Below are 15,426 nucleotides of genomic sequence, written 5' to 3'. Positions count from 1 at the left end.
CTATGCCAACTCGTTCCTAAATTCCGTTATTTTCCGTACTATTACCAAGGTTTAGCCACAATCGTGTAGCTATGTGTAAGGGGGTCATGTTCGATAAGTAAGGCATTGTCTCCTAGTGTGAAAGTGTTATCTTCATCCGAGCGCACTTCGACAAGTTGCTCTGTTCCTTGAATATATACTCTGGCTTGACCGAACGTGTTACTAACTCTTGATGTTGCAATAACGCATTCGAGCCCAACCAGCGCTTGCTTTGACGTGGTTTCTTGGCTTTCAAAAAAGCGTCGTAGTGGCCTTACAATTACGGCGGTTAGTGGTAATGCAACAATGAGGCTGGCAAGCATAAATACCGTGCCCATCAGGTAGTAAAAAATGCCGTTACCCAGCAGGTAAGCAAAAAACTGTTGCACATAAATACTGATAATCCAGCCTAGCGCGATGATTAAACTCAATGAAATACTCACTGGGACGCCACCAAAAGCGATCTCCCAAAAAGAACCAGAGCTTGCGCCTTCGGCTTCAATATCAACATCGCCTTCTAAGATATCGATATCAGTAAAACCGAGTAAAGCAATTAACCAGAACAACAACACTATCAGCAGTAGTGTTGAAAAAATAACAGTGGGAAACGTAAATGCAGTATTTAAAAATTCCATTGCTGTTCCTTAGTTCCTTGTATTTCCATTTTTTGCGGCAGGGGGCCTATCAATGTTATTAGACGTTTCTAATTTGTCAGAGCGATTGAATCCCCGTTCAGTATCATAGGATAGTAAGATGATTGAGTAAAGTGAATAGCGAGTGGATCCAATAAGGTTACATGCCGCAGAAAATAAGCTATAGAAGCTAATCAATCAGCTTAAAAACTATCCATGCGTAGTGAGAAAAACCTCATCTTGCGTTTCTAAAGCTGCCACAGATAGACATATTATGTCAAACATTTTTTGCTGTAAAGATAAGCAGTTTATTCTGTTTATCGTGATAGTGAGAAAGCGTATTTGTTGGGAGGAAAGTACCAGAGTAAGTGCTAACTTGTGAGTTAGCACCGATAAAAATAATAGACTAAACGTTATCGAACAGGGTTTTTACTTTGTCTAAAGTAATGTCGATTTCAGAGACTTTTGCAGGCGCAATAAAAATCGTGTCATCGCCAGCAATGGTACCTAATACGCCATCTGCGGTACCTAAAGAGTCAAGTAATCTTGCAATTAATTGTGCAGCCCCCGGGCTGGTTCGAATTATAATCATCATTTCGTTGTGCATAATATCAACGACTAACTGACGCAAAGGACTTTTTGCTGTCGGTACGCTCATTTCTGCGGGTAAACAGTAAACCATTTCTTGTTTAGCATTACGTGTACGTACAGCACCAAACTTGCTCAGCATGCGCGATACTTTACTCTGACTGACGTTGTCAAAACCTTGTTGTTTTAGAGCATCAACAATTTCACCTTGAGAGCCAAAGTTTTCTTCTTTTAAAATGGCTTTAAATGCTTTGATCAGTGCTTCTTGTTTTTCTTGCGGCTGCATAGTCTGTCTTCTTTTACGGCTAATCTTTAAATTCTACACAAAACCATCGAGATTCCCAAATTTGCGCGACCAAAATGATAGTCGTAAAGCATAAGTGTACAAAGTGTCGGGATCTTTACACTTTTATTTAAGACATTAGTCAAAAAATCTCGAAAATAACCGTGATTAATTTGTGTTTAACAGCGCTTTTCATTATCTTTACTGCACACTCAATTCCACCTTCAAATTATGGAGAATTCAAATGAAAGTTGCTGTATTAGGTGCCGCTGGCGGTATCGGTCAAGCTCTATCTTTATTGCTTAAAAATGGTCTTCCAGCTGGCTCTGAGTTAGCGCTTTATGATGTTGCACCTGTTGTACCTGGTGTTGCAGTTGACTTATCTCACATCCCAACTGCGGTAAAAGTAGCGGGTTATGGTAAAGACGACCTAGATCCTGCACTAGCTGGTGCTGACGTAGTGCTTATCCCTGCTGGTATGCCTCGTAAGCCAGGTATGGACCGTGCTGACCTATTCAACGTTAACGCAGGTATCATCAAGACACTTGCTGAAGGTATCGTTAGAAGCTGTCCTAAAGCACTTGTTGGTATCATTACAAACCCAGTAAATGGCACAGTACCAATCGTTGCTGAAGTGTTTAAAAAAGCAGGTACTTATGATCCAGCTCGCGTATTCGGTGTAACAACGCTTGACGTTATCCGCGCTGAAACCTTTATTGCAGAGCTTAAAGGTCTGGACGTTGCTGAAGTTAAGATCCCAGTAATTGGTGGTCACTCAGGTACTACAATTCTACCTCTACTTTCTCAAGTTGAAGGCGTTGAGTTCACTGACGAAGAAGTTGCTGCACTAACAACGCGTATCCAAAACGCGGGTACTGAAGTGGTTGAAGCTAAAGCGGGTGGCGGTTCAGCTACACTTTCAATGGGCGCAGCAGCAGCACGTTTCTGCTTCTCTCTAGTGAAAGGCCTACAAGGTGAAGAAGTACTTGAGTACGCATACGTTGAAGGTAACACAGGCGATGCAACATTCTTTGCACAGCCAGTTATCCTTGGTAAAAACGGTGTAGAGCAGTTACTTCCTTACGGTGAGTTAAGCGCGTTTGAGCAAAAAGCAAAAGACGACATGCTAGCGACACTTGAAAAAGACATCAAAGAAGGTGTTGATTTCATGGCGTAAGCCAGATTGATAAAAAACCAGTCGCCTCACAGTGACTGGTTTTTTTATGTGTGATTATTCTTAGTGAAGAATACGTGCTCTGATAGTTCCTTCAACTGCACTTAACTCTTTCAACGCCACTTCAGAGTGGTCGCTATCGACGTCGATAACCACGTAACCAATAGATTCATCCGTTTGTAGGTATTGCGCCGCAATATTGATACCGTGCTGAGCGAACGCTTGGTTGATTTGTGTTAGTACGCCCGGGCGGTTTACGTGTACGTGTAATAAACGACTTCGGTTTGATAATTCAGGTAAAGAGACCTCAGGGAAGTTAACTGCCGTGACTGTTGAACCGTTATCTGAATATTTCGCCAACTTACCCGCGACTTCTACACCGATGTTTTCTTGTGCTTCTTGGGTAGAACCACCAACGTGTGGGGTTAGCAGTACATTGTCAAATTCGCGTAGTGGTGAGACGAATTCTTCATGATTAGATTTTGGCTCAACGGGGAATACATCAATAGCAGCGCCGGAAAGTTTCTTTGCCGCTAATGCTTCAGCTAAGGCGTCGATATCAACAACCGTTCCGCGTGATGCATTAATTAGTATTGCGCCTTGCTTCATCACTTCAATTTCGGCCATGCCGATAAGGTTTTTGGTCTGCGACGTTTCTGGTACATGCAAACTGACCACATCCGCTCTTTGTAGCAGTTGCGTAAGCGTGTGTAACTGCGTTGCGTTACCAAGTGTGAGCTTATCTTCGATGTCATAAAACTCGACGTTCATCCCGATATTCTCAGCCATAATGCCAAGCTGGGTGCCAATGTGACCATAACCGATAATACCCAGCGTTTTACCACGGGCTTCGTATGAACCGTCGGCAGATTTATCCCATTCACCGCGATGTGCCTTTGCGTTGCGTTCAGGAACACGGCGCAGTAACAAGAGAATTTCACCTAATACGAGTTCAGCCACAGAGCGGGTATTAGAAAATGGTGCGTTGAATACGGCGATACCGCGTTTTTTAGCGGCATTCAAATCCACTTGGTTGGTGCCGATGCAGAAACAGCCAATCGCGACCAGCTTTTCAGCCTGCTCTAATACTGCTTCTGTAAGGTGGGTACGTGAGCGGATCCCGACAAAGTGAGCGTCTTTGATCCGCTCGATCAGCTCAGGCTCCGGTAAGGATGTTTTAACGTAGTCTATGTTGCTATAACCGTTGCGCTTTAGCGTCTCAACGGCGCTTTGATGCACGCCTTCTAACAACAAAATTCGAATTTTATCCTTTGATAACGAAACCTTGCTCATCTGTAATCTCACTAGTTGATTTTAGGCCCTTCTGGAGTGCCTGTTATTACAACGTCAGCGCCACGCGCGGCAAATAAGCCATTAGTCACGACGCCAACAATCTGGTTAATTTTTTCTTCAAGCGCTTTTGCTGCGCTAATTTCTAGGCCATGCACATCAAGAATGACATTGCCGTTGTCAGTGATGACGCCTTGGCGGTAAACCGGATCGCCACCTAGTTTTAGTAACTCTCTTGCCACGTAGCTACGCGCCATTGGGATCACTTCAACAGGTAGTGGAAATGCGCCTAGCGTCTCAACATGCTTTGTATTATCAACGATACAAACAAATTTCTTGGCAACGGCTGCAACGATTTTCTCGCGTGTCAGTGCTGCGCCACCGCCCTTTATCATTTCATTGGTGCTGTTGATTTCATCTGCGCCATCAACATATACCGCAAGCTCTGACACATCGTTTAACTCGAAAACTTCAATACCAAGTGCTTTTAGCTTCTCTGTTGAAGCTTCAGAGCTTGATACTGCCCCTTTGATTTGATCCTTGATACTGCCAAGCGCATCAATAAAGTGGTTTACCGTTGAGCCTGTACCAACCCCAACAATGGTGTTTTCTTCTACATAGTTCAAAGCTGCCCATGCCGCGGCTTTTTTCATTTCATCTTGAGTCATAACGCTACACTTAGTTGTCATTGAAGTTGTATGGAGTATAACTCAATCAAAGTGCCAGCGTCATGGTCAAAAGCGCCTCAAAATGCGCTTAACTATTTGCCTGCTCAATTATTTTTTGGCCAAGTGTACAGTTTGGTCGGAGTGAGGATAGTAGGGAGCGGTACATCCCAAGCTGCTGTTGGTAAGCTCGGAACTTGCTGGCAATCATGAGCAAGGCCAACAAGTGCAGGTTTAGCTCGCTGCTCAGCGTAGTGTAACGCTAATGTTCTATCGTAGTACCCACCGCCCATACCGAGGCGATTACCTTGCTCATCAAAAGCAACCAGAGGCATCAAAAGTAAATCCAATGACGCAAGCGGTGCCACTGCCGAACAATCTAACTTAGGCTCCAAGATAGCATAGCGATTTGCCTTCATGGGTGAGTTTTTTTCATACTTCTGGAAGAGTAAATTTGCAGGATTAAAGGGGTGGATTACGGGTAAAAAAACCTGGTGTTTTTTGTCCCAAAGTGATTGAATTAAAAGGGATGTATCTAGTTCGCCATCGTTTTGAATATAGACCCCTATATTGGCATTTTTAGGAAGTTTTATTTGTTGAAGGAAATTAATATTCAGGCCTGCCGCGGCTGCCTTCTGTTGCTCTGTTGATAGCGAGTTTCTTGCGTTTCTAATCAATTTTCTCAAGTCAGCACGAGTAACTTGAGATTTATTTATGTTGTTATTAGTTTTACTCATTCTAACGCGAGCCACTCAGGGAAAAACAAACTTACACCAAGCAGAATAAATAAAATAATTAATACAGCGAGCAAATAATAAAGCCAAGTCTTCGATTTAGCAGGAGGGCTAGGTTCAAAGTCTAGCTCATCGAATAGCTCCTTAGTCTCCCACTCTTCGTCGGTCGTATCTTCAATTTTAGTATGAGCGATAGGGGCTATGCGTTGCTCAAGTTCCTCTAATCGCTCTTCGATACGTATTAGACTGCTTGTAATGTAATCCAGCGCTTCAAATACGCGCTCTTGATCTGCGTTAGTTGGGGCGGCGGCTGCTTGGCTTTGTAGCTTGGCATTGATCCCGACACTTGCAAGTAGCTTTACTTGTTTTAGCGCTTTGGCTTTATCTGCAGGAGCAAACAAGTTTTTGCCAGCGTAAAACTGCTGGATCTTTGAGGGTGAGGTTTTCAACCTGTCTGCCATTGCGATAGCGGCGCTTTGTTGATCCTTACCGTCGGCCATGCCAACGAAGACGACTTTAAACTGCTCGTTCATGGTGCGTGCCTAAGTTGTAGAGAGATAGTATTGAGTATATCTAGATTATAGGTAACTGTAGAAGGATAAAAGGAAATTTTTACAATCAGGTGAGCATTAAGATAAGTGACCGCTTACGCGGCCACAATGGGTTGGGAATTTAGTAAAGCGCTGACTGATCCGCTTTTGGTGTTGTTTTTAAGATAAATTCGCGAAGATCTTCATTCGACTTTTGTAAATCTTCATGACGCAGGTACATCATGTGTCCGGAGCGGTAACCTTTAAAGCTTAAGCGATCACGCATTTTTCCGCTCGGATCGAGTTGCCACATATTGTACTTGGCATCAAAGTAATTTGTTGCGCCATCGTAGTACCCAGATTGGATCATCACGTTTAGGTAAGGGTTTTGTGCCATCGCTAATCGTAATTGCTCACCGACATTATTATCGCTGTTATCCCAAGGGTGAACTGAGCCAAACATATTGTATTTTACATCGGTTTTATAGTTGAGTTCCGTTGTGAAGTAATGGTTAATCGCAGGGGTAAATGAATGCAGCCAAGAGGTTAGCTCAGGCCAATAATCAGGGCGAGAACCAGCGTCTCTTTTATCAATACCAAGATAGCGTGAGTCTAATCGACCTAGCGTATAGCCACGCTCACGCAACAGTTCTTTCCAAAATGCCGCAGTAGGAATATCTAGGTTGTTTTGAGCCACAAAGCGCTCGCTTAAGCCACTATATTTGGCAACGGCCTGTGTCACACTTTGCTTTTCTTGGGGGCTGATAAATGCGCCTTTGGCGAGTGCGGGAAGATACTGATCAACCGTATATTGTTCAACCTCAGCAAGTACTTCGAGTAAATCTTTATTTTGCAATTCAGAAGACAGCGCCTTGTGGTACCAAGCGGCAGCAGCGTAATACGGTAAACGGTTTGCAACTTCAACAGGGCCTTCTCGCTTAATGCCGATTTCCGTAGGAGATACCAACACCACACCATTGAGGTAAAGCCACTGATTGTTTTGCATCGCGTGCGCAAGGCCTGACACTCGAGTCGTGCCGTAGCTCTCACCAATCAGGTACTTAGGGGAAAGCATACGCTCATTGCGATGAATAAATGTATTGAGCCATTCGGCTAAGTACTTCACGTCCGCGTTAACGCCAAAAAACATCTTTGTTTGTTCGGCTTTACTCGGATATTTACCTTCAGCATTTTTGAGTACACGAGAATAACCTGTGTTGACTGGGTTTACATAAACAATATCGGCGACATCTAGCACTGAATATGGGTTATCTTTCAAGCCGTAAGGTTGCAGTGGATACCCTTCGTCATCAATTTTTAATACTCTTGGGCCAGTATAGGCAATGTGCATCCACACGGAAGCAGAGCCTGGGCCACCGTTAAATGAGATCAGCAACGGACGTTTGCTCATATCTTTAATTTTTGTGCGCTTGTAGTAGGTGTAATGCAACGTTGCAACTGCGTCGCCGTTTTCATTCCACACCGGCTGCGTGCCTGTTGTCGCGGTGTAGTTAATACGTTCACCTTTTATTTCGGCTCTATGCTCAGTTGTTATTTTATGATCTATCTCAATTGCGCGGTTGTGCTCTTCAGCTATGCTTGGCGCTGAGAGTAGGGCACAACTCACGAGCAATAGTGGTAGTAGTTTTTTCATTGCTTCCTCGGTATTGCATTAGGTCTGTTTGCATTAAAGAAGTATTTCATCTGAAATTCAAAGTCATTGAGACAAACTCAACAAAAAAAACGGCAGGTTTGGAAAATAGGCTAATGTAACCTCGTTTATCGAAAAGTAACGAATTTGAGCTGATTTGGTTTTTTTTAATGCTGGATTCGCGTATATTTAATACTTAATTATGTAGTAATAAAGTATTTAGCCTCGTTAAATTCTTGTTTCACTGCACTTCTCGTTGTACTTAAGAGATCTCAATCCATGCAAAGAATTTTAATTGTTGAAGACAGTAAAGTCGTACAACAGGTATTGCGACACCTTGCTGCTCAGCATCTCGATGTCGAAATCGATTTTGCTTGGTCCCTCAAGGAAAGTAAGGACTTCTTAGCTCAGCACCAATATACATTGGCGCTGGTAGATTTAACGCTGCCCGATGCGATGGACGCAGAGGTCGTGCAGCTCACGCTCAGCCACCAAATTCCCACCGTAGTGTTGACCTCAAAAATAGATGAATATAGCCGCCAGCAAATGCTTGAAATGGGCGTGGTGGATTATGTGATTAAAGACAACCGTGATTCATACCTATACGCGGTCAAGTTAGCATCTAGACTGTTGAGAAACCAAGGGTGCAAGGCGTTGATCGCCGATGATTCTGTAATTAGTCGAGCGGTAATGAAGCAAATGCTTGAAAAGCAATTATTTACAGTGCTTGAGGCGCAAGATGGCGAACAGGCATTGGAGATGTTGCTATCTGACCATGAAATTAAGCTGCTGCTGACAGACTTTGCGATGCCGACGATGGATGGTTTTGAGTTGGTGAAATCTGTTCGTAATAGCCGCGGGCGAGATGAGTTGGCTATTATTGGTCTGTCTGGCGCAGGAAGTCATGGTTTGTCAGCAAAGTTTATCAAATACGGTGCCAACGACTTTTTGGCAAAGCCCTTTATGAGTGAAGAGTTTCATTGCCGTATCATGCAGACGATGGAGCAGCTCAATTTGATTGCGGAAATCAAAGAATATGCACACCGAGACTATTTAACAGGGCTTTATAACCGCCGCTATTTCTGCCAGCAAGCAGAGCGTTTAATCAAGAACAAACCGAGCCAGCATATATTGGCATTGTTAGACCTCGATCACTTTAAATCTATTAATGACCAATATGGCCATGAAAGCGGTGATGATGTACTTAAACAAGTCGCTGATTTACTGCGTAGTGCATTTGGTCACTATATTGTGGCACGTATTGGTGGTGAAGAGTTTGCGCTACTTATTCCAAGCTCTGATATGAAGGTGGCGCAGCAAATGTTGGAAGACTTCCGGGAGCGCCTTGCTCAGCAGGCATTTGATATCCCAGCTGGTAAGCATTATTGCACCATCAGTATTGGCCTCGCAGCTTGCCAATCAAAAAGTTTAAGCGAAGTGATGCGCAAGGCAGATAAGGCGCTCTACAAAGCGAAGGACAAACAGCGCAATTGCGTTATCGCGCATTAGCTTTTCGTTATTTGGGTGTTTATGCACCAACTCAGTTCAGTCTTAATATTAATGCACCTCGATGGTGCATTTTTTATGCGTGAAATTCAAAATCTCAATTTAATTCATTGTTAATTAAGGAATAAAAAATTTGGCATAAAGGTTGGATTACTGCATACAACAGGATCAACTGTCCTAAGGGGACTCAGCATGAAAATGATAAGTGCAATAATAAAACCATTTAAGCTTGATGAGGTACGTGAAGCGTTAGCCGATCTGGGGATTGAAGGTATGACGGTTGTTGACGTTAAAGGGTTTGGACGTCAGCGCGGTCATACCGAACTATATCGCGGTGCAGAATATCAAGTCGATTTCATTCCAAAAATAAAAATAGAAATTGCGACGTTAAGCGAAAACGCCGAGCGCGTTGTGGAAACGGTTACAAAGGCTGCGTTTACTGGAAAAATTGGTGACGGAAAAATCTTTGTTTACGACTTAGACCAAGTTGTTCGGATCCGTACCGGCGAACTTGATGAAGAAGCCATTTAAGGGGAGCCAAACAATGGAAAATACAATAATAGAACTAAAATTTTCATTAAATACCTTTTACTTTTTGATCTCTGGTGTCTTAGTTATGTGGATGGCTGCCGGATTCGCTATGCTTGAAGCGGGATTAGTACGCTCAAAAAATACCACTGAAATCCTTACCAAGAACGTCGCACTGTACGCCATTGCTTGTACTATGTACCTGCTTATTGGTTACAATATCATGTATGTCGATAATGTCGAAGGTGGGGTTTTACCAAGTCTTGGTGCGCTCATTGGCAGTGCTGCTAAAGACGCCGACCATGCACTGCAATCCGACTTTTTCTTTCAAGTGGTATTTGTTGCAACGGCGATGTCAATTGTCTCGGGCGCTGTTGCTGAGCGTATGAAATTGTGGGCGTTTTTAGCATTTTGCGTAGTATTAACTGGCTTTATCTACCCGCTAGAGGGTTATTGGACATGGGGCGGTGGTTTCTTATCTGAACTTGGCTTCGTTGACTTTGCCGGTTCTGCGATTGTACATGGTGCAGGCGCTGCTGCGGCACTAGCAGGTGTTCTGTTACTAGGTGCACGCAAAGGAAAATATGGCAAAAATGGTGAGATCTACCCAATTCCTGGCTCCAACATGCCACTGGCTACACTAGGCACCTTTATTTTGTGGATGGGGTGGTTTGGTTTTAACGGCGGCTCTCAACTGTTTCTTGCCGACAAAGAAAATGCCATCGCGGTCAGCCAAATCATGCTAAATACCAATGCGGCGGCAGCAGCAGGTGCGGTTGCTGCACTGTTGGTGTGTAAATTAATGTGGGGCAAGGCAGATTTAACTATGGTGCTTAATGGTGCACTAGCAGGTCTGGTGACCATTACCGCTGAGCCTGCCTCTCCAACACCTGTATTAGCACTTATCCTTGGGGCGCTAGGTGGTGCATTGGTAGTGTTTAGTATCGTTGCGCTAGATAAAGCAAAAATTGATGATCCTGTTGGTGCTATTTCTGTTCACGGTATATGTGGTGCGTTAGGTGTGATGATGGTGCCATTTTCAAACTCAGATGCTACTTTCCAAGGTCAGTCCGTCGGGCTCATCACTATTTTAGGTTTTGTTTTCATTGCTTCATATATCGTCTGGAGTGTACTGAAAGCGAGTATGGGGATCCGCGTTGGCGAAGAAGAAGAGCTAAGTGGCATGGATCAACATGATTGTGGCGTAGATGCCTATCCCGAGTTCGTGACAGTTCGCGGACAGTAATACCAATTTGGCTCTCGGTCAATATTGTAAAGTTCTCGTTGTCTAAATAAAGTGAGTCCAGCTGGGCTCACTTTTCTTTATAAATATTATTCTACTTTCAGCAGTTGTTAATTTAGGTTACCCTACCATCTTGCGATTCATTTTTAAGTTTTACTTGGGTCATGACGGATAAAAAGAAAAGAACACCTGCCAAAAAATCAAACGTCAAAGCGAACACTTCGCGTAAAAACAATACCCAGCAAAACGGTTCTAAGATGCAAAGAGTGAAAAGCCGTGTACTGAGCTCATTGTGGTCTTTCTTTTGGAAGGGGACCATTGCGGCGATATTCCTTGTAGCAATCTATATCATCTACTTAGACGCGAAAATAAGCCGGCAGTTTGAGGGCAATAAGTGGGAACTTCCTGTTCAAGTTTATGCCAGATCGATGCAGTTCTTTCCTGATCAGTTCCTTAATGAGGATGAAGTGCTGTGGGAGCTGAAGCGGCTTAACTATTCTCGTGTAAATCGTCTCAACCGTACCGGTCAATATACCGTTCAAGGTCGCACAATCACCATCCATCGTCGCGCGTTCGAATTCTACGATGGCCCAGAAACAGCGCGTATTTTTACACTTAATTTTGCTGGTAAGAAGCTTGCTAATATTGTTGATAATCAAGGTCGACGCATAGCTAGCGCTCGCTTAGAACCGGTGCAAATTGCTCGGATTGGCAATGAATCGCGTCAAGACAGAGAGTTTGTTCCGTTCGATAAATTCCCTAATATTTTAAAAGAAACACTGCTGGTGGTAGAAGATAGAAACTTTTACGAACATCATGGTGTTTCTGCGCTGTCTATTTTACGTGCGCTGTATGCCAATATCAAAGCAGGGCGAACAGTGCAAGGTGGCAGTACGCTTACGCAACAGCTCGCAAAGAACTTTTATCTCACTAGAGATCGCACCTTAGTCCGCAAGGTGAATGAAGCATTCATCGCATTGATTTTAGATTTCCGTTACAGCAAAGATGAAATCCTTGAAGCCTATTTGAACGAAGTGTTTTTGGGTCAAGCCTATAATCAAGGCGTTCATGGTATGGGGCTTGCTGCTGATTTTTATTTTGGTAAGCCAGTGGACGAACTTGAGTTTGACCAAGTAGCTATGCTAGTTGCGATGGTTAAAGGGCCATCTTTTTATAACCCAAGACGCTATCCTGAGCGGGTAATGGAAAGGCGTGATTTAGTCTTAAGATTAATGGTGGAAAATGGTCTTATCACAACGCCCGAGTATCGCGTGGCGCTGGCAAGGCCGATTGATGTACAGCCTTTAAAAGCGAGCCGCATGCAGTCTTATCCTGGATATTTGGAGTTGGTGAATCGCGAGTTAAAGAAACTGGTGCCTGACGATGACATCGTAGACTCTGGAATTCGGATTTTTACCTATCTCGATTTACAAAAGCAAACGGCGATGGAAGATGCCGTTAAAAAGGGCTTACCTTACTTAGAGCGCCGCTTTAAAACGGAAGATCTAGAAACCGCAATGCTGTCAGTTAATGTTGAAAAGGCGGGCGTATCGGCGTTAGTTGCTGGTCGTCAGTTGAAGTTTTCAGGTTTTAATCGGGTATTAGACACCGAGCGTAATATAGGTTCACTGGTCAAGCCCGCTATTTATTTGAGTGCTTTGTCGAATCCAAACTACCATTTGGGCATGCTACTTGATGACAGTCCACTCGAAGTGACCGACGGTTCAGGTAACGTTTGGTCTCCAGAGAACTTTGATCATAAATTCAGAGGCCAAGTGCCAATGTTTGAAGCGTTCAGCAATAGTATCAATATTCCAGCGGTAAACCTTGGCTTGGATGTGGGTGTTAATCGAGTTGCACAGACTTTGAATGACCTTGGTGTTTCTAAGTCTATTCCACTTTATCCTTCTTTATTATTGGGGGCGTTAGAGCTATCCAGTTTTGAAGTTGCACAGGTGTACACCACACTTGCTGCAGATGGAAAGCAAAGCGAGTTGACCAGTGTCATGGCGATCACCGATTCACTCGGTAAGCTGGTATACGAACATCCAGTGCAAAAAAGCCAGATGCTTGACAGCGATGCGGTATACATGACGAAATATGGCATGAAACGTGTAACCAAGAGGGGTACGGCAAGGCGCCTTAATCTTCATTTCCCCTCTATTCAACTTGCGGGGAAAACAGGGACGAGTAATGATTTAAGAGACAGCTGGTTTGCAGGCTTTGATCAAAATACGGTCACCGTTGCTTGGATCGGTCGCGATGATAACAAACCCACGGGGTTAACGGGCAGCCAAGGTGCGCTTGAGCTCTATATTCGCTATCTCAAACCACTGAACCCACAAGCGATTGTTGATGAGCGTCCAAAGTCCATTCGCTGGGCGTTTATCAATCCGAAAACGGGTAAACAGTCGCCTCCAAGTTGTGGCCCTGTATTGCAGTTACCTATTAGAGAGAGCATGTTTGAACCAAGACCTGGGTGTTGAGTTAATCTTAGCTGCTAGGGTTTGTTAACCCTAGCACAGCCCTTAGGCTTTAAATTTATCGATTTCTTTATTTAAAATTTGTGAGAGCTTGCCAAGTTTTTGTGCATCGTTTTGAGTCGCTCTTGCGGAGTCCAGGGTATGCTGTGCTAAGTTACTGATCTCAGATGATTCATTCAATGCGTGTTCGGTCGCTTGGGTTTGTTGCTGTACCAACTGGCTGATCAGTTTACCCTGTTTATCTATGTCTCGCATGCTTTGTTCTGCGTGCTGTAGGACTTCATTAGTATCATTCGCGGCGATAACACTTTGCGCCATATTGTCTTCACTGCTGCGCATTTTGTCTTGCGTATTTCTAGATGCAGTTTGTAGAGATTGAATAATATTGTGTATTTCTTCTGTTTGTTGCTGCGTTCTTTGCGCAAGCGTTCTAACTTCATCTGCTACCACCGCAAATCCACGACCTTGTTCACCTGCACGAGCAGCCTCAATTGCGGCATTGAGCGCGAGTAAATTGGTTTGCTCGGCAATCTCTCTAATCGCGGAACTCACCTGACTAATGTTTTGCGTGTCTTCCGCGAGCTTATCCAAGGCCGCACGACTTTGTTGAAACTCAGCTTGTAGTTCGGTCATTTGTTGTGCAAGGGCTGTGGTATTGGCACTACTTTGCTTTACTTGTTTGGCTGCTACGGAGGCCAGCTCTGTGGCGCTAAATGCGGCATCCTCAACCGAGCGAGCGGACTGCGCCATATTCTCGAGTGAATGGTGGATAGACTGGATTTTATTCTCCTGCTGGGCGACATCCTTCTCAGTATCTTGGCTTATCTTATTGAGTGTTCCTGTTGCTTGCTGTAGCTCGTCACTACTTAATCGAACATTACCGAGTAAAGAGATAAAGGCATATAGTACCGCATTAAATTGTTCAATAATTTGGCTAAGCTCGTCGGAGCCAGTTGTCTGCGCTTTGATGCTTAAATCCCCTCGAGAAGCGCTCTGCGCGGCATATGAGAAAGTCGTGATCGTGCCCATGACCGAGGAGTAAAAGCCAACCATAAGATAAATAGCGATGATCAGTGCGAGTAGTGAAGCCAAGGCAACGGTGTTTCTGATCCACCGTTGCTGGTTTTGTTTTTCAGCGACAAGCGCGGCAAGCGTGGGTGTGGCAACATTAACAAACCGCTTGATAGCATCACTTGCACTTTGGTAGTAACGGTTAAATTGCGCTTGTGAGAGTGCTAGTTCATCAGGGTCTAACAAGCCTGTTTTTACCGCTTGCTGGTAATCAGAGAGGCTAGACTCAAGCTCAGCTAATGGCTGACTAAGCTGCTTTTTGAGTTGCTGATTATCATTGATAGCAATGTTAAGTTTGCCTGAAAATTGTGTCGTGACGCCGGGCAATCCTTTGTTTAAATTGGACAGCGCAATAAAACTATTTGGAGTAAAACTGCCTCTACTGATGATATCGCGTGCCTGCGCTTCAATTTGATTGATTTGCGATATCAGTCTTGGCGCAGATTCAACAAGCGTGCGATTCAGGTAACTGCGCCCAAGGTCATTGTCGACGGCAAGTTGAGAGGCAATAGAGAGCTGCTCAAGGGCGCTTGCGTCTGTGGCGCTCACTTTAGGTAACTTAGCGCGTTGCAATAAAATTGAATTATCGGAAGCTTTACCCGCTAATATATTTTCCAGCATACTGGGGTAAAGCGTGAGCCCTTGCCTTTGCATCTCACTGACAGAAATGGAATGGTTAAGTACGCTGTTTAGAAAAAACAAGCTGAGGCTTAGCGGTAGTAATAAAATACCAAAGACAACTGCCATTTTGGTTTTGTATCGCAACCGCGCCATCAAACGGGTTGCAGGATTAATTAGTGTATTAAATCCAGCCATCACTTCCTCTGTATGATAGTTTTAACTTTGCACAGCGTTATTAACTAAATGCGCCTAAATAACTTGAGTCTAGGTTAAATAGACCGAAGCTTTTGAAAAGCTTATTCAAAGCGTAGCTGAAAAAACAAAAAAAGCCCTGAACGGGCTTTTCAGACTGTTGAAAAAGGGCTGGACACAGATCTAGCCCTTTGATCTAATAAGCGTAGTGAGTTTA

General features: G+C 44.0%; 13 protein-coding genes. 5 read left to right on the top strand and 8 right to left on the bottom strand.

Annotated elements, in window-relative coordinates:
* Window positions 1-41: 41 nt before the first annotated feature.
* Window positions 42-653, bottom strand: coding sequence for an OB-fold-containig protein (locus CKO50_RS21735; protein WP_095729867.1), 612 nt, complete (start codon window positions 651-653; stop codon window positions 42-44).
* Window positions 654-1,056: 403 nt separating this feature from the next.
* Window positions 1,057-1,524: a transcriptional regulator ArgR gene (argR, locus tag CKO50_RS21730; protein WP_095729866.1), complete on the bottom strand. Its 468-nt coding sequence runs from the start codon at window positions 1,522-1,524 to the stop codon at window positions 1,057-1,059.
* 241 nt (window positions 1,525-1,765) lie between these two features.
* Between argR and mdh the strand changes: the two genes are divergently transcribed.
* Window positions 1,766-2,698 carry a malate dehydrogenase gene (mdh, locus tag CKO50_RS21725; RefSeq protein WP_095729865.1) on the top strand — a complete coding sequence of 311 codons (933 nt, stop codon included), beginning with the start codon at window positions 1,766-1,768 and terminating at the stop codon, window positions 2,696-2,698.
* A 60-nt stretch (window positions 2,699-2,758) separates the two neighbouring features.
* On the opposite strand, the gene serA is transcribed toward mdh, so the two are convergent.
* The 5 genes from serA to CKO50_RS21700 all read right to left on the bottom strand — a co-directional run bounded on the left by serA (window position 2,759) and on the right by CKO50_RS21700 (window position 7,568).
* Window positions 2,759-3,988, bottom strand: coding sequence for a phosphoglycerate dehydrogenase (serA, locus tag CKO50_RS21720; protein WP_095729864.1), 1,230 nt, complete (start codon window positions 3,986-3,988; stop codon window positions 2,759-2,761).
* Window positions 3,989-3,999: 11 nt separating this feature from the next.
* Window positions 4,000-4,653, bottom strand: coding sequence for a ribose-5-phosphate isomerase RpiA (gene rpiA, locus CKO50_RS21715; RefSeq protein WP_010372275.1), 654 nt, complete (start codon window positions 4,651-4,653; stop codon window positions 4,000-4,002).
* 104 nt (window positions 4,654-4,757) lie between these two features.
* Complete coding sequence (locus CKO50_RS21710; protein ID WP_095729863.1) at window positions 4,758-5,387, bottom strand: 5-formyltetrahydrofolate cyclo-ligase; 630 nt, start codon at window positions 5,385-5,387, stop codon at window positions 4,758-4,760.
* Window positions 5,384-5,917 carry a hypothetical protein gene (locus CKO50_RS21705; protein WP_095729862.1) on the bottom strand — a complete coding sequence of 178 codons (534 nt, stop codon included), beginning with the start codon at window positions 5,915-5,917 and terminating at the stop codon, window positions 5,384-5,386. The genes CKO50_RS21710 and CKO50_RS21705 overlap by 4 nt, the downstream gene beginning before the upstream one ends.
* A gap of 139 nt (window positions 5,918-6,056) precedes the next feature.
* Window positions 6,057-7,568, bottom strand: coding sequence for a S10 family peptidase (locus tag CKO50_RS21700; protein ID WP_095729861.1), 1,512 nt, complete (start codon window positions 7,566-7,568; stop codon window positions 6,057-6,059).
* Between the two features lie 276 nt (window positions 7,569-7,844).
* On the opposite strand from CKO50_RS21700, the gene CKO50_RS21695 reads away from it, so the two are divergent.
* The 4 genes from CKO50_RS21695 (at window position 7,845) to mrcB (ending at window position 13,328) form a co-directional block, all read left to right on the top strand.
* On the top strand, window positions 7,845-9,074 hold the full coding sequence (locus tag CKO50_RS21695) for a diguanylate cyclase (protein ID WP_095729860.1): 1,230 nt from the start codon (window positions 7,845-7,847) through the stop codon (window positions 9,072-9,074).
* A gap of 189 nt (window positions 9,075-9,263) precedes the next feature.
* Window positions 9,264-9,602, top strand: coding sequence for a P-II family nitrogen regulator (locus CKO50_RS21690; protein ID WP_010372259.1), 339 nt, complete (start codon window positions 9,264-9,266; stop codon window positions 9,600-9,602).
* Window positions 9,603-9,615: 13 nt separating this feature from the next.
* Window positions 9,616-10,845, top strand: coding sequence for an ammonium transporter (locus tag CKO50_RS21685; RefSeq protein ID WP_095729859.1), 1,230 nt, complete (start codon window positions 9,616-9,618; stop codon window positions 10,843-10,845).
* A gap of 161 nt (window positions 10,846-11,006) precedes the next feature.
* Window positions 11,007-13,328, top strand: a complete 2,322-nt coding sequence (gene mrcB / locus CKO50_RS21680) for a penicillin-binding protein 1B (protein WP_095729858.1) — start codon at window positions 11,007-11,009, stop codon at window positions 13,326-13,328.
* Between the two features lie 42 nt (window positions 13,329-13,370).
* On the opposite strand, the gene CKO50_RS21675 is transcribed toward mrcB, so the two are convergent.
* A complete protein-coding gene (locus CKO50_RS21675; RefSeq protein ID WP_095729857.1) occupies window positions 13,371-15,212 on the bottom strand; it encodes a methyl-accepting chemotaxis protein in 1,842 nt (613 codons plus the stop codon).
* Window positions 15,213-15,426 lie beyond the last annotated feature (214 nt).

The organism is Pseudoalteromonas sp. HM-SA03 (assembly GCF_002289345.1).
GTDB lineage: Bacteria > Pseudomonadota > Gammaproteobacteria > Enterobacterales > Alteromonadaceae > Pseudoalteromonas.
This window is presented reverse-complemented; position numbering and strand designations above follow the sequence as displayed.